Origin of the sequence: Dyadobacter bucti, from assembly GCF_005869225.1 — a bacterium.
GTDB classification, from domain to species: Bacteria; Bacteroidota; Bacteroidia; order Cytophagales; family Spirosomataceae; genus Dyadobacter; species Dyadobacter bucti.
In genome coordinates this window covers 354,459-370,654 of the sequence record NZ_SWFP01000007.1, presented here as the reverse complement: position 1 = coordinate 370,654, position 16,196 = coordinate 354,459, and the positions used below count along the sequence as shown (strand labels likewise).

General features: G+C 43.5%; 17 protein-coding genes. 9 read left to right on the top strand and 8 right to left on the bottom strand.

The genetic code is table 11. The annotated features are described in order from the left end of the window. Positions 1 to 350 precede the first annotated feature (350 nt). Positions 351 to 1,484, top strand: coding sequence for an MFS transporter (locus tag FBF61_RS23460; protein ID WP_082217975.1), 1,134 nt, complete (start codon positions 351 to 353; stop codon positions 1,482 to 1,484). A 1-nt stretch (position 1,485) separates the two neighbouring features. Here the strand turns inward: FBF61_RS23460 and FBF61_RS23455 are convergent, their stop codons facing one another. From FBF61_RS23455 to FBF61_RS23440, 4 genes are all read right to left on the bottom strand, one after another. After that, positions 1,486 to 2,163: a TIGR04282 family arsenosugar biosynthesis glycosyltransferase gene (locus FBF61_RS23455; RefSeq protein ID WP_229208589.1), complete on the bottom strand. Its 678-nt coding sequence runs from the start codon at positions 2,161 to 2,163 to the stop codon at positions 1,486 to 1,488. Continuing rightward, a complete protein-coding gene (arsS, locus tag FBF61_RS23450) occupies positions 2,114 to 3,160 on the bottom strand; it encodes an arsenosugar biosynthesis radical SAM (seleno)protein ArsS (RefSeq protein ID WP_082217973.1) in 1,047 nt (348 codons plus the stop codon). Before arsS ends, FBF61_RS23455 begins: the two co-directional genes overlap by 50 nt. Before the next feature lie 38 nt (positions 3,161 to 3,198). Continuing rightward, positions 3,199 to 3,531: an arsenosugar biosynthesis-associated peroxidase-like protein gene (locus tag FBF61_RS23445; RefSeq protein ID WP_082217972.1), complete on the bottom strand. Its 333-nt coding sequence runs from the start codon at positions 3,529 to 3,531 to the stop codon at positions 3,199 to 3,201. Positions 3,532 to 3,599: 68 nt separating this feature from the next. After that, positions 3,600 to 4,292, bottom strand: a complete 693-nt coding sequence (locus tag FBF61_RS23440; protein WP_082217971.1) for a TIGR04283 family arsenosugar biosynthesis glycosyltransferase — start codon at positions 4,290 to 4,292, stop codon at positions 3,600 to 3,602. 154 nt (positions 4,293 to 4,446) lie between these two features. On the opposite strand from FBF61_RS23440, the gene FBF61_RS23435 reads away from it, so the two are divergent. Beyond that, the gene (locus FBF61_RS23435; protein ID WP_166444593.1) at positions 4,447 to 5,220 is read left to right on the top strand and encodes a DUF547 domain-containing protein; all 774 of its coding nucleotides are present in this window, start codon (positions 4,447 to 4,449) and stop codon (positions 5,218 to 5,220) included. A 20-nt stretch (positions 5,221 to 5,240) separates the two neighbouring features. Then, positions 5,241 to 6,245 carry a phosphotransferase gene (locus FBF61_RS23430; protein WP_082217969.1) on the top strand — a complete coding sequence of 335 codons (1,005 nt, stop codon included), beginning with the start codon at positions 5,241 to 5,243 and terminating at the stop codon, positions 6,243 to 6,245. 384 nt (positions 6,246 to 6,629) lie between these two features. Here FBF61_RS23430 and FBF61_RS23425 read toward each other — a convergent pair whose 3' ends face one another. Together FBF61_RS23425 and FBF61_RS23420 are read right to left on the bottom strand one after the other, a co-directional pair. Then, positions 6,630 to 7,619 carry a DUF1259 domain-containing protein gene (locus tag FBF61_RS23425; RefSeq protein ID WP_082217968.1) on the bottom strand — a complete coding sequence of 330 codons (990 nt, stop codon included), beginning with the start codon at positions 7,617 to 7,619 and terminating at the stop codon, positions 6,630 to 6,632. A gap of 97 nt (positions 7,620 to 7,716) precedes the next feature. Beyond that, complete coding sequence (locus FBF61_RS23420; RefSeq protein WP_229208588.1) at positions 7,717 to 7,899, bottom strand: helix-turn-helix domain-containing protein; 183 nt, start codon at positions 7,897 to 7,899, stop codon at positions 7,717 to 7,719. 376 nt (positions 7,900 to 8,275) lie between these two features. On the opposite strand from FBF61_RS23420, the gene FBF61_RS23415 reads away from it, so the two are divergent. The 6 genes from FBF61_RS23415 (at position 8,276) to FBF61_RS23390 (ending at position 14,042) form a co-directional block, all read left to right on the top strand. Then, positions 8,276 to 8,863 carry a chemotaxis protein CheB gene (locus tag FBF61_RS23415; RefSeq protein WP_082217967.1) on the top strand — a complete coding sequence of 196 codons (588 nt, stop codon included), beginning with the start codon at positions 8,276 to 8,278 and terminating at the stop codon, positions 8,861 to 8,863. A gap of 573 nt (positions 8,864 to 9,436) precedes the next feature. Next, positions 9,437 to 10,414 carry a YeiH family protein gene (locus FBF61_RS23410; RefSeq protein ID WP_082218000.1) on the top strand — a complete coding sequence of 326 codons (978 nt, stop codon included), beginning with the start codon at positions 9,437 to 9,439 and terminating at the stop codon, positions 10,412 to 10,414. Between the two features lie 35 nt (positions 10,415 to 10,449). Beyond that, positions 10,450 to 11,388, top strand: a complete 939-nt coding sequence (locus FBF61_RS23405; RefSeq protein ID WP_229213953.1) for a LysR substrate-binding domain-containing protein — start codon at positions 10,450 to 10,452, stop codon at positions 11,386 to 11,388. 165 nt (positions 11,389 to 11,553) lie between these two features. Then, complete coding sequence (locus FBF61_RS23400; protein ID WP_082217966.1) at positions 11,554 to 12,594, top strand: c-type cytochrome; 1,041 nt, start codon at positions 11,554 to 11,556, stop codon at positions 12,592 to 12,594. Positions 12,595 to 12,630: 36 nt separating this feature from the next. Continuing rightward, a complete protein-coding gene (locus FBF61_RS23395; protein WP_082217965.1) occupies positions 12,631 to 13,092 on the top strand; it encodes a DsrE family protein in 462 nt (153 codons plus the stop codon). Positions 13,093 to 13,118: 26 nt separating this feature from the next. Next, positions 13,119 to 14,042 (top strand): molybdate ABC transporter substrate-binding protein, encoded by a 924-nt coding sequence (locus FBF61_RS23390; protein ID WP_138481966.1) that lies wholly within the window; start codon positions 13,119 to 13,121, stop codon positions 14,040 to 14,042. Between the two features lie 300 nt (positions 14,043 to 14,342). Here FBF61_RS23390 and FBF61_RS23385 read toward each other — a convergent pair whose 3' ends face one another. Next, positions 14,343 to 15,107 carry a LytR/AlgR family response regulator transcription factor gene (locus FBF61_RS23385; RefSeq protein ID WP_082217964.1) on the bottom strand — a complete coding sequence of 255 codons (765 nt, stop codon included), beginning with the start codon at positions 15,105 to 15,107 and terminating at the stop codon, positions 14,343 to 14,345. Beyond that, complete coding sequence (locus FBF61_RS23380) at positions 15,076 to 16,134, bottom strand: sensor histidine kinase (RefSeq protein ID WP_082217963.1); 1,059 nt, start codon at positions 16,132 to 16,134, stop codon at positions 15,076 to 15,078. The genes FBF61_RS23385 and FBF61_RS23380 overlap by 32 nt, the downstream gene beginning before the upstream one ends. Between the last annotated feature and the right edge of the window lie 62 nt (positions 16,135 to 16,196).

Sequence of the window (16,196 nt, the reverse complement as noted above, 5' to 3'; positions counted from 1 at the left end):
CAGATGAAAGGTTTGATGGTTTTGTTTCTTCTCTTTTTTACCACAGTGGCAACTTGCTATTCTTTAACAAGATGAGAAAAGACGTATGACCTAGGCAATCAATTATCCTGCCTTCTTGACTATCCTGCTGTTCTTGGTGAAAATGGCGGTATAGTTGTAATACAGTTTTCTGTTGGCGAAGATAGCGCTATAGGGAAAGTGAAAGTATTTACCCGCGATGATAAGCTTAATTACGATCTGATCCGGCAGCTGACTGGAAAGAGGATATTTTTGCCTGATCATCATCCAGCCGCAAGATACATAGTCAGATTAAGGTTTGTAAGAGCTAAATAAACCGAATTAAGGGAGGGATGAGAAAGAATATTGCCGAAATGAAATTGCCCATGTATGCGTCTTTCAGCTTGAGCTTCGCTTTGATGGGTGATGCATTTCTATATTCTTTTCTGCCAGTAAATGCTTCCAGCATCCACGTTCCAATCATTTGGATAGGAACCATCCTGTCAATTAATCGCTTCACACGGATTCTGCTTAACCCACTTATCTTGCGCGTTTTCAGTCTTGTGGGATTTCGTATACCTATAATCGTCGCGGCAACTGTATCCGTATTAGCCACAGCTGGCTATGGTGCAGGTTTTGGCATTGTAACTTTGGTGCTGCTCAGGATCTTGTGGGGTATATCGTATTCTGTCCTTCGCGTTGGGGCAATTACTTATGCCATGGATTATCCAAAGAAAGGCCTGGCACTGGGAATGAGCCAAAGCATTATCGAATCAGGCCCACTACTAGCGTTGTTGGTTGGCCCACTGCTTTTTGAAGTAATCAGTCCTAGCTCGATCTTTTTAGTAATTGCGCTCCTTTCGACGCCAGGAATTTGCCTCGCTTTTAAACTAAAAGAAAGGGACAGCTTGCGAGCTCGCCCATTTAACTTCAAATTATCATTTCCATCAGTCTTTAACCGGTTAGCGTTTCTAGCGGCTTTTGCAGTGGAAGGTATGCTTGTGGTTTTAATTGGAGCCCTGTTGATGGATGCGCATCCCTATTGGTCGGCAGTTGAAATTACTGCCGCTGCTGCCGGGTTTCTTATTTTCAGACGGATCTGCTCGCTTTTGATTTCGCCTTTTGCGGGTTGGTCCGCTGACCGGTTTGGGCTTGCTAACATTTACTCAGGGTCAATACTTTTGATCTGCATGGGTTTGCTGCTGGCAACAAGCGGCTGGGTAATGCCGGGATTGATCCTCGTATTTACGTTTTATAATGTCAATGCATCCCTGGCAGCGGGCGCAGCATCCGCTGGGAAAGACGATGTGACGCGCGCTGTCTCAATTAATGCCACTTTCCGGGATGCGGGTTCCGCATTTGGTGCATTGGCGGGCGGCTTTTTATTGGCCAATAACGATGTGAGCCTGATCTTTACTGCTCTCACTTTGCTTTTAATAGTTCATACCTGGGTTTATCACAAACGAACCAAGACATTACTTGTATAGATCATGATTCTCTGGACTGATTAACTTTTAACCATTCATTCCATGAATTCAGATCATTTTCATCATCTATGTCTGAAAGTTCTTCGAGGAGCGTATAACTAAGCCCATGCATGGCGCATTTTTGAAGCGTTAATTCCAGCACACTTGAAGTACTCCATGGTACATCTTCGAAAAGAAAGCTATGGAAACCAGTCATTCCAAGAAGATAATAACCTCCGTCGTTTGCTGGCCCTATCACAACTTGATGCATATCAAGTGCATCAAAAGCCTGCTCGATAATAGATGTATCCAGGCCAGGACAGTCAGTTCCTATAATAAGTACTTTCTCAGCAGACGACTCGAAGACTTCTTTGAAAGCATTTGACATTCTCTCTCCCAGATCGCCGCCTTGTTGTTGGCGAAGCAGAAAATCTTGTCCAATTACAGGAAGGTCACTATGCAGGTTATCGGAAAAGTAAAGCAATTTCTCATAGTTAGCCGTATTCACCTGATTTAAGGTATGTTCCACAAGTTGGCTATAAATTTCTAAGGCCTTCTGGTCGCCAATGGTAGCTGCCAATCTGGTTTTAACCTTTCCAAGCGTTAAATTCTTCAAAAAAACAATTAAAGCGTTGTTCATAGGAAACGGGCTAAATCGTGTTACCGCCGCAGCTTGAACCAGCACCAGCTGTGCAGCCATAGCAATGCTGACCAGTCTTAATTTCACGATTATCGATCAGCTCCTGGTCATAGCGACTGATGTGGTTGTATGCAGCATCAAACTGCATATCGAGCATTTGATTAAAATCACAATCATATAGTGAGCCATCCCAACCGACCGAAACCATTGACCGGCACATGACACCGGTTGCAGCTACGGGATTAAAGGCGTTAACAAGTTTTTCCATGTAGCCATCATAATTACCCGAGCTGATCAGGTAATCCAGATACCGGCTGACAGGAATATTGGTTATTGCAAAAAGCTCATTAAATAAAATTCCAAATTCATCATGCAGGGCCTTTTTGAATTGGCGCTGCAAGCCCTGTTGTGGCGCAGGCATGAATGCCCCATTTGGGTTGTAAACCAAATTAAGGATAAGCCCGCTGCCTTCCACTCCATAGCCTCTCGCGTTTAGCATCCTTAATGCCTTCACAGAATCCTCAAAAACGCCTTTGCCTCTCTGCCGGTCTGTCTTGTCGGCGTTATAGAAGGGCAGCGAGCTGACTACTTCAACCTGATGCTGCTTAAAAAAGTCAGGCAAGTCGTGATATTTTGGGTTGGCTACGATAATAGTCAAATTGCAGCGGACAATAACATGTTTACCAATTGCAGTCAGTTCTGCAACAAACCAACGGAAATCAGGATTCATCTCAGGTGCCCCTCCCGTAAGATCGACGGTAGTAATTTCAGAATCCGCAAGTTTATCCAGGCACTGCTGCATGGTATGCCTGGTCATAATCTCTTTCCGGTCGGGACCCGCATCCACATGGCAATGTTTGCAAATCTGATTGCACATTTTACCAACATTAATCTGCATGGTGGTGGTGCGGGCCGGTTTTAAAGGATACAGGGATGCAGCCTCCATTTTTTGTTCAAAAAGAGGAAGCTGCAGCTTATCAAACACCTGGTCATGCAAGGTCTTGATCTGCGACGCAGAATCCGAGAGCAAATGCCCGCTTGCCTTGAGTGATTTCATTGCTTTACTTGGGTTACTGGTGAAACGCCGACAATCGCTTACATGGAAAGATCTTTTGCTTTGTTCATCATCTGAACGCCGTGCACCAAAGTCGCTCCCCCTCTAATGGCGGCGGCCACATGCACGGCTTCCATCATTTCTGCTTCCGAACACCCTTTTTCCAAGGTATCTGTCGTGTAGGCATCAATGCAGTAAGGACACTGGACAGTATGGGAAACAGCGAGTGCAATCAGCGATTTCTCCCTGGCAGTAAGTGCACCTTCGGCAAATACAGAGCCATAATAAGAGAAAAATTTATCAGCCAGTTCTTTCTGGAATTCACCAATTGAACCAAATTTTTTTAGGTCTTCGGGATTATAATAGGTATTCATCTTTGGCAGATTAAGGTTGGCATTTATATACGATGATCAGAATAGCAAAGATTAAGCGGGCGCTTGTCTCACCGGTAATCCAGCAGGGATTTATATTTTAAGGCAATGCTAGCCGGTTCTCTTTTTAAATAAAACATGGTAAAAGCAGTTAAGTTAGCAATTTGGACCCGCAGCCAGCTATTGTTCTGGTACTTTCGGGCAGAGACGGTTACCTCTTTTGGGATGATCTTGAACCGGGCTATTTTCCAGATCCGGATGATGATATCATAGTCCTCCATAATGGTATAATATTCATCAAACCCATTTAGCTGGTCAAACAGCTTTCTGGTTATAAAAAGGGTTTGATCACCACCGCGGCACATCAGCCTGTTAAAACGTGTAAAATAACTGTTGATTTTAAGGATTGCCCGGTTTGAATCAAAGCGGAACCGGTAACAGCCCGCTTCAAACCCGTCTGACGCAGCCCGCTCAATGTCTTGAAAATAATCCTGATTTATGCCAACATCGGCGTGAACAAAGTATAGCACATCTCCATTTGCAAAACCAGAAGCATAATTCATTTGTGCTGCCCTGCCTGGCTTGGGAGATTTGAGCACGCTTGCACCGGCTTGGAGCGCTATTTCCAAGGTAGCATCTTTGCTTCCACCATCCGATACAATGACTTCAATCGGCTGATCACCTGCATATCTGAACAAATCCTGTAACAGGCGTGCAATGTTAGCTGCTTCATTGTAGGTTGGAATGATTATACTGAGCTTCATAGGTATCGGAACGATTTCAGTGAGCAATCTAAATAATTTCACTACGCGTATGTACGGGGACAAGAAGTAAACAGTTTTATTGCCAGGGTAACTTCTAAAAAATGATGTTGAATTGATTTCCTGCGTGATATATTGATGGTTAATGGTAAAAAAAATGAAGTGGATATTAGTAATAACAGGCCTTGTTTTAGTTATATGGGCAGTTGGTTTACTACCCGTTGCCGGCCAATCTAACAAAGAACCTGACCGAAAACTGATTGCACTATCAGGAAAACTGCTCTTGCAGGTGAAGATGGATGAGCCAGTAGATAGTATTCACAAGGCTTTGGAAGCCATCAAAACCGATTGCCTGATTTCCGGATTGGCTGACGATGATGCCCGTAAAACATTCTGGATCAACATCTACAATGCTTACTTTCAGATCCTTGCTACAAAGGAAAAGAAAACCAGGCCAGCCATTTTTGAGGAAAAACTGATAACGATCGGAGGGGTAAAACTGAGCCTTGACCAGATCGAACATGGTATCCTCAGACGTTACCGGGCGAAATTGAGTTTGGGCTATCTGCCTCAGTTTTTTCCTGGTAAGATCATTAAACAATTAGCTGTTTCTAAAATTGATTATCGTATTCATTTTGCCCTTAACTGTGGTGCAACCAGTTGTCCACCAATCGCATTTTATGACTATGATAAGATCGACAAACAGCTCGGCATTGCTGCATCATCGTTTTTAAAGACGGATACACAGATCAATCCGCAGAAAAAAACAGTAATGGTTAGCCGGATATTGCAGTGGTTCAAAGCAGATTTTGGTGGAAATCAGGGTATTAAAATAATTTTGGAAAAATACCTGGGCGAAGACTTTTCAGAATATTCGTTGAAATTCAAAGAGTATGACTGGACGCAAAAAATGAAAAACTTTGACTCATAATTTATCCTAAAAAGCCTTACATGTTTATTCTAAGTGCAAACGACATTGCTACGCTCGAGACTTACCTGCAAAGCCAGGGCTGGTTAACAAATAGGGAACGGATAAGTCAGGTTTCAGTGCCGGGGGAGGGAAATATGAACTATGTGCTCCGGATAACCACCCAGGACAGATCCTTCATTGTCAAGCAATCCAGGGGATATGTCGAAAAGTACCCGCATGTGAGTGCTCCCGCCGACAGGGTATTGATGGAAGGTGCTTTTTATCAAACGACAAACGTTGACCCGTTGATCGCAGACTTCACCCCGGATCTGATTGGCCTTGATCCGGTGAACAATATCATGGCCTTGGAAGACTTGGGCGCGGCCAGCGATTTTATATATCTATACAATTCGTCCAGGGCTCTTGAAATCTCCCAAGTTTCGCAATTAACGGATTTTTTAAGCACGCTTCATACGCGTTTTTCCTGCGTATCGCCCGCCGATTCGCTCAAAAACAATGCTATGAGGGCGCTGAACCATCAACACATATTCGAATACCCGTTTATGAAAGAGAACGGGTTTGATCTTGATACAGTCCAGCCAGGATTGCAAGCTGTCGCTACTGTCTACAAGAATGATAATGAGCTAAAAACTCAGGCTGCACATTTGGGACAAACCTATCTTTCTGATGGAAAATCTCTTTTACATGGGGACTTTTATCCGGGTAGCTGGCTTGATACAACGCAGGGAATAAAAATTATCGACCCCGAGTTCTGCTTTTATGGCCCTGCCGAGTTTGATCTGGGCGTCATGATTGCGCACCTGCACCTAGCAGGCCAACGTAAAATAATAGTTGATTTTACGCTGGATAGATACAACTTGATCAATCAAATTGATTACTTCACCTTAAATCAGTTTGTTGGCATTGAAATTATCCGGCGGCTAATTGGATTGGCACAATTACCCATGCAGAGAACATTACAGCAAAAGCAGGAGCTGCTAAGATTTGCAAGGACTTTAATTCTACCACATACAAGCGCAGATTAGGCCATCTCAATTTCATCGTCGGTTGTCGGGAATACTACATGTAAGGGTGTGAGCGCAGTAATATAACTCCAAGCTGATTCCGTCCATACAGGCGGAAAGCCTTTATGTTTGCTGCTCTGACAATGAGCGCGAGCTTTAATTGCAAGGTCATCAATCTGGTGTTTAGCCATGATGTAATCAAAGCTGCACTCATCGCATGGCCATAATGGGAAATACCCTGTACCTTCAATATCTTATGGGATCGCCCTTAGCCGCGGGCCCTTTCAGAAACCTGGTCTTTGGGCACATAATGGGAAAAAGCCTTGGCTGTCCACAAAGTTTTGATCAGCTACGAGCAGGCGATCTGACCGATTTGGGCGTTTTTGGGTAATTGAGTTCATTTTTCTAGTGCGTTGAATGCGCCGCTTTAACAGGTTTTCCAAGAACATCCAAGGCCGATCGAAACCCTTTTGCAAGCGTAGTGGCTGGACCACGGCCATAATAATGCAGGAAAATGATCCTTGGGTTCTCACCAAACATATGGTTATGCAATGCAACTACTTCCAGGTTGTTGGCCCGAAGTGCTTTAATGACTGTATTGACTTCGTCTTCCAGCATGGCAATGTCACCCGCTATATGGGCGCTGTCTTTATTTCCTGCAAAGCTTGCCCAGGAGTTCAGGCCTATGGCAGCTGTCATTTCTGCGCCCATAGCCATCACCGTCAGATCGTCGCGGCCAACAGTATATTTATAGGTTGGGCCGTTCACTACGCCGGTATACTTAACAACCGCGTCAAGGGCGGTTATATCAAAGAGTTCTTTCCCGGTGGTGGTTGGTGGCGCAGAAGGCGCAGGCTGGTTGGCCGGGGAGATTTTGGCATCTTTAATAGTTGCAGCGAATTTCTTGGCCAGCTCTTGCGGCGTGCCCATGCCATGAAGGTGCATATAGAAAATCCGTGGCTGTTCGTAGAAGAAGTGGTTGTGGATCGCTCCAATTTCCAGCCCATTTGCATGTGCGGCTGATATTAATAGGTTTACTTCTTCTTCTAAAAGCACTGTATCGCTCATCAGTACAGCCGATTTGCCGTCCAGGGTCTTTTTGATGGAAGCCCAGCCGCCAAATCCAAATGGAATCGGGACAGCTTCGCCTTTCACAGTTACCTTCAAATCGTTACGTGGCAACGGGGTAGTATGCACAGCTTGCCCTTCATTGTAGGTGCCCTTTTTGCCCATCGCGGCTTCAATGGCGGCAACTTCTTCTGGCGTCAAGGCAGGCGTCTTTGCCACGCTATTGGTTTTTGCCATCAACGGCCTTAGCCCCAGAAGCTGGGCAGACCCGAGCACTCCGCTGGCGCGTAGCCAGTTCCTGCGAGAAAAAAATGTGTCTGTGTTCATATGTATCATTTGGTGGTTGCTTCTAGCGGTGCAATACTAACTTAAAGTGCAGCTAAATGATAGTATGAAAATGACGGATTTGTACCGGGATTACTTTTTAGGCCAATTTTTTCTGAAATCGGAAGGGCTTTCGCATGCGCGCATTGAATATTCTGTTAAAACGGCTCTGATCTGAAAAGCCCGTCAGATAGGCAATCTCTGATAAGGTATGGTCAAAGCTGGCAAGCAGGTCTACTGCTTTTTCGATGCGCAACTTCCGGATATATTCACCAAAGGACAAGTGCTGAAATACTTCAAAAACTCGCCGGAGACATACGAGGGATGTATTTGTAGGCCTTCCGAAATTTCTTTCAGGCTTAAACTTATTGCTAAGTCGTCTGACTAACTCAGCATAAAGGAGAAATATTAAACATTGATTAGTTAGATAGCAATTTGAAATTTTAATACCGCGACCGGGCTGATTGTTACTTTCACAGTAATTTCAATTGTTTCATTAGGGGTATGTAGCTCTGGAGCAAAATGGGGTATGTGTTCTGTCCTTGTCATAATTTCTTACATAAGATTCGAATTCTATAAAGGTACTAGTACTACCTGAGCAGGTTTCAGTCCAATTTTAAATGGTTAGCTTGCATAAAGAGTGCTAAACGCTTTATATCATGGGGGGCCGCAAGGAATTGTTTATAGTAGCCATTGGCTTTTCAGCGGGGGGAAGGGAAGATATTCATGATTTCTTTTCGCATCTGCCTAAAGCCCCGAATGCTGCTTTCATAGTATTACAACACCTAAACCGTGACCACCCGAGTGTAGCGGACGTTTTGCTAATGCCAAATACCAACTTGCCCATTAGTTGGGCAGCAGATCAGGACCTTGTCGAAGCGAATCATATTTATTTGCTAGCTCCCAACAAATTCATGACGATATCTAAGGGGCATTTGCAAACGACTAACCGGGACCCAGATGATCGCAGTAATTGGGCGGTGGACATTTTCTTCAACTCCCTGGCTGATGACTCTGCCGATAAAGCAGTCGGCATTATCCTTTCTGGCTTGGGCTCTGACGGTGCCAAAGGGGCTGTCCGCATCCATGAGCATGGGGGCATTGTATTAGTTCAAGACCCGTCAACTGCATTGTTTGATAGCATGCCTGTGTCTGCCATTATAAAAGATAGCCCTGATGAGATACTCTCGCCTCGCAAACTAGCTAACGCGTTAACAACTTATTTGCAGACCCGTCACCTCGTGTAACAAATTCTTAATAATCGCCAACGAGCGCAAATGACAAAGGCCATATATCCTTGGCGATTTGAGGCTCCATTTTTCAGCAAGATTCACCGCAAGGAATTCCTACTATTTCGTGATGCGGCGGGTACCAAGGATCGTGATATTTCAATTTAATCACTGACATATAAACGATATCTATATGTCATACCTCGAATTTAATCGGTGGTATAAACGAACTTTGGTAAAAATGCAACATTATTCACTTCTGAGATACCATAAGCTCTTTTGGTACATATAATGGTTTGCCGTACACGTTAAATCGTATTTTATAAATATTGACCCGTCCTAAAAAGCGTTGACCATTCAACCGACGTTTTGGTTGAAAAAGACAACTGGACAGGGTTATGCAATGAGTTGACCTGCCCGAAACTTGAAAGTGGGGTAAAGAGCATCTGGCACCTTTGATAATAAACCTGACTGGTACAATGTTGGGAAAGATAATTTATGTATGATAACATTTAGTTATAACACATGCCTTTTTGTGATGAAAATATGAATCCTAAATCCAGGACCTTTGAGTATCAAAACAGAAAAGTCATGAATACTCAAAATCAGATTACAAAGCAAACGAGTGGATTACTTGTTAACCTAAGCGAAAACGGCAGAAAAATAATATTCATTGTTTGTGTTGTGCTTAGCATTACACAATTGGTAAGTCCGGCCATGGCCTTACTGATGGGCTTGGTTGTTGCTCAGCTAAGCGGCCACCCATACCTGCACTTAAACCATAAAGCAACGCACTGGCTTTTACAGGCTTCTGTTGTTGGCCTGGGTTTTGGCATGAATGTGCACAGTGCGATTAAAGCAGGCAGTGAGGGCATACTTTTCACATTAGGGTCAATCAGTATGACCTTGGGCTTCGGTTATCTGCTGGGAAAATGGCTGCGTATTGAAGAAAAAACGTCCTTTTTGATTTCGAGTGGAACGGCGATCTGCGGCGGAAGCGCGATTGCAGCAATTTCTCCCGTCATCCAGGCGAAAGAGAAACAGATATCTGTAGCTCTTGGCTGTGTTTTTATTCTCAATTCAGCTGCATTGATCATTTTTCCGCTAGTCGGACATTACTATAATTTGTCCCAGGCTGAGTTTGGCCTATGGTGTGCTTTGGCGATCCATGATACCAGTTCGGTAGTAGGGGCGGCCAGCAAATACGGCGAGCAGGCACTTGAAGTAGCCACCACAGTAAAGCTTGCCAGGGCACTGTGGATTATACCGGTTGCCTTTGCTTCCACCTTTATCTTTAAGAATGAATCTAAAAAGATTAATATTCCTTACTTTATAGGATTTTTCATACTTGCCATGGTGGTCAATACCAATGTCCCTCAGATCGCCCTGGTAAAGCCCTTGTTAACCGGTATCGCTAAGGCGGGGTTAACGCTTACTTTGTTTTTGATCGGTGCTGGCCTGTCACGAAAAGTGCTTACATCCATTGGGTACAAGCCGTTACTTCAGGGCCTTGCACTCTGGATCGTGATCTCGGCCGTTGCCTTGTATGCAGTTGTGCATTGGGCCTGATAAAGGACTTTATAAAAATAAAATATAATGAACGGATGGAAAATCCGGCTAAACTAACTTTAAAAAGAGCTATGCTATTCGATTTTCGTTTGCAGGTATTTCAAGCAGTTGCTACCAGGCTTAATTTTACAAGAGCAGCTTCTGAGTTGTTTATATCCCAGCCTGCTGTGACCAAACATATCCATGAGCTTGAAAGCCAGCTTAAGATAAAACTTTTTGAAAGAGACGGTTCAAAAATCACCCTGACCCAGGCCGGACAGCTGCTGCTGGTGCATACCAAGCAGATACTTGAAGCCTACCGGAACCTGGAATTTGATATCAATGCGCTGGCTGGACGGCATAGCGGTATACTCAGGCTAGGTGCCAGTACCACGCTTGCACAATATGTTTTACCTCCTATTTTAGCCGCATTCCATAATAAGTTACCGGATGTGCAGGTGACACTTACGGTTAATAATACCGAGCAGATCGAGCAGCTGCTTCAGAACAAAATAATTGACCTGGGCGTGATCGAGGGTTATTCTAAAAATACAGCCATCCGGTATTCAGAGTTTCTGAAAGATGAAATCGTGCTGGTTTCCAGTTTGAAAAATACATTTGTAAAATCAGGGTCTATTCTGCCGCAGCAGCTCAAAGAAATTCCGCTTCTTCTTCGGGAGCCGGGTTCGGGAACACTGGAAGTAATCGGACATGCACTAAAAGCGGCAGGCATGAGCCTGTCTGATTTAAAAAGCGAAATGCAGCTTGGAGGAAGCGAAAGTATAAAATTATACATGCTTCATTCTGATTGTATGGCATTGCTTTCGATCCATGCGGTATTAAAGGAGCTTCAAAACAAGGAGTGCTACATTGTCGATATTGAAGGGCTTAACATAGAAAGGTATTTTTATTTCACACAGCTTCATGGTCAGCAAGAAGCGCTTCCTGAACTGTTTATGAAATTTGCCTGCCGTAATGCCGGATTACCCAGGTGATGAAAGTATATGAATGGTACGCTCTTCTATAATGAAATGTTATGGCACATTACTTTTAATGATTTCTATTAGGGCTGTGTTCACCCTATCTTTGTATCATCAATCAGCAGAACGTCATCATACCCTTGAATCTGCCTGAACAATAATTTTCTAAACCTAATAAATATGAAGGATCCAATAACCTTTCTGAAGTTGCTGAAAAATACTCTGACTTGTCTTCTTGGATTGGCAGGTCTGTTGCTGCTGATCACTGGAATTCTACTGCCTGGCCTGGCGCAAAGACCGGCTAAAATTCCATCAGCCAGTGCTGCTAGTGCCCCAAAGAAAACGGAATCAGTGCGGCCGCAAAATCAACTCTGGCAGCCGCCGAAGACAGATTCTATTCCCAAAATCAGCGAGATAGAGCTGATCCGGTATGGAAAAGAGCTGATTGCACACACCGCTGACTACCTGGGGCCAAAAGGAACTGTGATGCAGATTAGTAATGGGATGAACTGCCAGAACTGCCATCTTGACGCAGGTACCAAAATCATGGGCAATAATTATGCGGCGGTATTCAGCACTTATCCCAAATTCAGGGCACGTTCGGGCACAGAAGAGACCATCATCAAACGCATTTCAGACTGCTTTGAAAGAAGTTTAAACGGAACGAAACCCGACAGCGCCAGCAAGGAAATGACAGCGATGATCGCTTACATGAAGTGGCTGGGGAAGGATACTCCCAAAGGTATCGTGCCGAAAGGAACGGGGCTAGAGAAGCTTGCCTACCTTGACCGAGCCGCAGATCCTAAAAATGGGCAGATTATTTACAAAGCCAAATGTGAAAGCTGTCATGGTGTTAACGGTGAAGGAATACCCAATCCGGAGAAAGGGTCTTACATCTATCCGCCGCTTTGGGGTAAAAACAGCTACAACGACGGGGCAGGACTTTACCGGCTTTCCTCCTTTGCAGGCTATGTGGTAAACAACATGCCTTTCGGTGCGAGTTATGAAAACAGGCTATTGACTGAGAAAGAAGCCTGGGATCTTGCCGCATTTGTCAATTCACAGCCACGCCCGCACAAAGACCAAAAAAATGATTGGGTGGACCTTACCAAAAAACCAATTGATTTTCCGTTTGCACCCTATGCTGACGAATTTACAGAGAAACAGCATAAGCTTGGTCCATTCAAGGCTATTGCAGATGCAAAAAAAGAAAGAAAATAATTTAAACAGTACCCTAATCTTTTAAAACCAAAACAGATGAAAACGTTGAAAACAATGATGTATGTAGCAGCAATGCTTATTTCTGCAGGTGCGATTGCGCAGAAATCTCCCGTAAGTCCAGCAGATTTTCACGGAGCTATTGCAGATCAGAAATCCTATAAGGTGGTTTATCAGCTTAATAGTGATGACGAAAAAGTAATTAAAGCAACGATGAGAAACATTATGAATGCGCTGGATGACCCGCGTTTAAATGGAAAACTGGAAGTGGAACTTGTGGCGCATGGCGGGGGAGTGACCGTGTTTAAAAAGGACCAGCCCTATGAAACCCAGCTAAAAGCTTTGCAGCAGCGAGGGGTGATTCTGGCTGAATGCGAGAACACGATGCGAGAAAGAAAAATCAGCAAAGATGAGCTCTTTGACTTTATTTCTTATGTGCCCAGCGGAAACGGAGAAATCATTATCCGTCAGCAGCAAGGCTGGGCCATTGTACATCCATGATCATCATCAACCTATTAACAACAGATATGAAACATTTAGTAATCATCACCGCACTCATTTTGAGTTTAACAAGCCTAAGTCAGCTTCATGCCCAGCAGCAGGAACACCGTTTTGACCCACCCTGGAACAAACCCTGGAACGAAGGCCTTTCCTTTACCGTAGCGGGTGTTGACAATGTGCCTGATCTGTACGGAGATATCGTTGATCCGCAGCTGGTTGTGTTTTTTGCCGGAAACCAGTTTATGGTCATTGATGACCTTCTGGCCGGCTTTAAAAAAGCCTATCCTTATTACACCCGCATTTTTGCTGAGACACTTCCGCCCGGTATTTTGGCCAAGCAAATTAAAAGTGGATCAATAACAGTTGGCAACATGCGGATTTCGCATCAGCCTGATGTTTATACGGCGGGCAAATCCAAGATCTCCGAGATGCAGGATTTTTTTAGCCGCAGCGAAGTATATGCTAAAAACAATCTGGCAATCATGGTGCAAAAAGGTAATCCTAAAAATGTAAAAGGGCTCTGTGATCTTGGAAGGGCAGATGTGATGGTGAGCATGCCCAATCCTGAATGGGAGGGAATTGGAAAAAGGATAGAAGAAGCCTATGTGAAAGCCGGTGGCGAAATGCTACGAAAAAAGATCATGGAGCTAAAAGTAAAAGATAAAACAACGTATCTGACCCAGATCCATCATCGTCAGACGCCCATGCGCATCATGTACGGACAATCACAGGCCGGGCCCGTGTGGTATTCTGAGGCCTATTATCAGAAGATGATCGGCAATCCAATCGAGATGATCCCGGTTCCGGAAAAGGAAAATATCCAGGCAATCTATATGGCCGGGCAGCTCAAAACCGCGCCACATCCCAAAGCTGCCGAAGATTTTATGAACTTTCTGGTCAGCAGCGAAGCAAAAAAGATTTACCGCCAGTATGGCTTTACAGTGGATTAAGCCAATGGTCTATGAAAAGACTTTTTTAGCCAGAGGCTTCTGATAACAGCGACGGCAAATGCACAGCCCGGCACGTGCTATTTAACAATCCGGGAAGCCCGTTTTATGCTGTTAACAAATGTGCACAATAGGCTAGGGTTAAAATAACAATCGGACCTGAAGAAAAATGACAGAAAAGTGCAAGGGTACATGCAGGAATTTTTTGGAGGATCTGAATTTATGCTGGCATAGTTTGTCATAAACCATCAAAGGATATGTAACCAGGAGGTGGGGATGAGAGTAATTGTTTTATTTTACTTACTATCTGCTGTCCAGCCAGTTCAGGAATGAGCCAGTTTTATCTTTTCCGATTAGTAGTTTATCGGGAGTGTCAACGGATAAAGATACGACCAGTTTGCGGGTAAAATAATGCTCTACTTCTTTAACAGCCGTATAGTTTACCAGGTACTGACGGTTAATGCGGAAAAACTGATGTGGTGCCAATTGCTGGTAAATCTCATCCAAGGATTGGTTTACGGGAAATTCCTGGCCATCAAAAGTCGTTATCGTGGTGGTATCATGATGGGTGTAAAAGAACGCAATATTTTCTGTTTGTATGGTTAGATATTTGTTATTCTTAAATACCAGAAAGCCTTTTTTACCACGGACTTCAATTTTATTCAGCAGAACTTCCAGATCCGGCAAAGCATTGTCATGTGTTTGAAAAAAGTTTTTCAGGTGAACGACTTTATCCAGTGCTGCCGTTAAACTTTCCCTGGAAAACGGTTTAAGCACATAATCTACTCCGTTAGCTTTAAAAGCTTCCAGTGCATATTCATCAAAAGCGGTACAGAATATAACCGGCGAAACGACTTTAACCAGCTTAAATATGTCAAAACACAAGCCGTCCGCCAGCTGAATATCCATAAAGATCAGGTCAGGACTTTCATTTTCCCTGATGTATTTAACTGCTGCTTCAACACTTTGTATAGTAGCCAGGATTTTTGCAGTTGGATTGATAGACAAAATTAATTGCCCTAATGCCTTGGCTGTTTTAATCTCGTCTTCGATCAACAGGATTTTCATAAATAAGAGGTAAAATAACCTTAAAGGAAATTGTATTCTGTTCTATTCTGATTTCTTTCTGAGTAAGATGCTGGTAACGCTGATTGATATTTTCCAGTCCCATTCCTGTTGATGCTTCCGGATTTTTCTTTAACTGCAATTGATTTTCAACAATCAGCGTATCATCAGCGGTGTACAATTTAATATTTAAAGGATGTTCAAGAGAAATCACGTTGTGTTTTACACAGTTTTCTACCAGTAACTGCAATGTAAAAGGAGGAATGAAAGTAAAAGCTGCGGATGTCTCAATATTGATATTCAGGTTGATGCCTTCTTCAAACCTCGCTTCCAGTAAAAACATATAAGCCTGCAATATATTTAATTCTTCTGACAGCGGAATAATATCCTGTTGTCTGTTGTTCAGTGTAAAACGGTAAAAATCAGAAAGTTTAAGAACAAACTCCACGGAATGCGCATCGCCAATCTCAATCATCGATTTCAATGTATTCAGGCTGTTAAAAAGAAAATGTGGATTGACCTGCTGTTTCAGTAATTCATATTGTGCCCCGATATGGTCTGCTTTTACACGTTCCAGTTCTATACCGATCAGCTGTGTATGATAACTTTGATAAAGCAGGTATAAAAACATATAAATGGTCAGGTTGATGAGTATGCCGCGAAACTCATACATCATGATCATCGACTCAAATTTATAATGCGGAAACAATAGCTGATGGGCACTGACCAGCAGAAACATTAAACCAATGCCCAAAAGCAAACTGTAGAGCAGTCTGAGATTGAAAAACCGGCTGGTAAATTGTCGGTTTGAAAATTTAGGCAGACTGTATATATTAAAATACCATACAAAAAGGGAAAACAAAAAAGCAACGGATGCATCCACAGCCAGTTCGATAAGCGTAATATGCAGCTGAAGTATTTTCGGTATAGACGCCAGAACGCCCATAAATAAAGCACTGAACCATATCACTCTGGCAGAGACACGAAACACAGTGCTGTTACTCAACCGGACATTGTTTTTGGTAATCATAAAATAGTTGACAGTCGGCCAAAGATAACCTTAAAAAATCATAAGGGCTTATCAAACAGTCT

Excerpts from the sequence above, each read along its gene's own strand:
- FBF61_RS23460 (WP_082217975.1), top strand. The coding sequence starts at position 351 with ATGAGAAAGAATATTGCCGAAATGAAATTGCCCATGTATGCGTCTTTC.
- FBF61_RS23455 (WP_229208589.1), bottom strand. The coding sequence starts at position 2,163 with ATGGCTGCACAGCTGGTGCTGGTTCAAGCTGCGGCGGTAACACGATTT.
- arsS (WP_082217973.1), bottom strand. The coding sequence starts at position 3,160 with ATGAAATCACTCAAGGCAAGCGGGCATTTGCTCTCGGATTCTGCGTCG.
- FBF61_RS23445 (WP_082217972.1), bottom strand. The coding sequence starts at position 3,531 with ATGAATACCTATTATAATCCCGAAGACCTAAAAAAATTTGGTTCAATT.
- FBF61_RS23440 (WP_082217971.1), bottom strand. The coding sequence starts at position 4,292 with ATGAAGCTCAGTATAATCATTCCAACCTACAATGAAGCAGCTAACATT.
- FBF61_RS23435 (WP_166444593.1), top strand. The coding sequence starts at position 4,447 with ATGAAGTGGATATTAGTAATAACAGGCCTTGTTTTAGTTATATGGGCA.
- FBF61_RS23430 (WP_082217969.1), top strand. The coding sequence starts at position 5,241 with ATGTTTATTCTAAGTGCAAACGACATTGCTACGCTCGAGACTTACCTG.
- FBF61_RS23425 (WP_082217968.1), bottom strand. The coding sequence starts at position 7,619 with ATGAACACAGACACATTTTTTTCTCGCAGGAACTGGCTACGCGCCAGC.
- FBF61_RS23415 (WP_082217967.1), top strand. The coding sequence starts at position 8,276 with ATGGGGGGCCGCAAGGAATTGTTTATAGTAGCCATTGGCTTTTCAGCG.
- FBF61_RS23410 (WP_082218000.1), top strand. The coding sequence starts at position 9,437 with ATGAATACTCAAAATCAGATTACAAAGCAAACGAGTGGATTACTTGTT.
- FBF61_RS23405 (WP_229213953.1), top strand. The coding sequence starts at position 10,450 with ATGGAAAATCCGGCTAAACTAACTTTAAAAAGAGCTATGCTATTCGAT.
- FBF61_RS23400 (WP_082217966.1), top strand. The coding sequence starts at position 11,554 with ATGAAGGATCCAATAACCTTTCTGAAGTTGCTGAAAAATACTCTGACT.
- FBF61_RS23395 (WP_082217965.1), top strand. The coding sequence starts at position 12,631 with ATGAAAACGTTGAAAACAATGATGTATGTAGCAGCAATGCTTATTTCT.
- FBF61_RS23390 (WP_138481966.1), top strand. The coding sequence starts at position 13,119 with ATGAAACATTTAGTAATCATCACCGCACTCATTTTGAGTTTAACAAGC.
- FBF61_RS23385 (WP_082217964.1), bottom strand. The coding sequence starts at position 15,107 with ATGAAAATCCTGTTGATCGAAGACGAGATTAAAACAGCCAAGGCATTA.
- FBF61_RS23380 (WP_082217963.1), bottom strand. The coding sequence starts at position 16,134 with ATGATTACCAAAAACAATGTCCGGTTGAGTAACAGCACTGTGTTTCGT.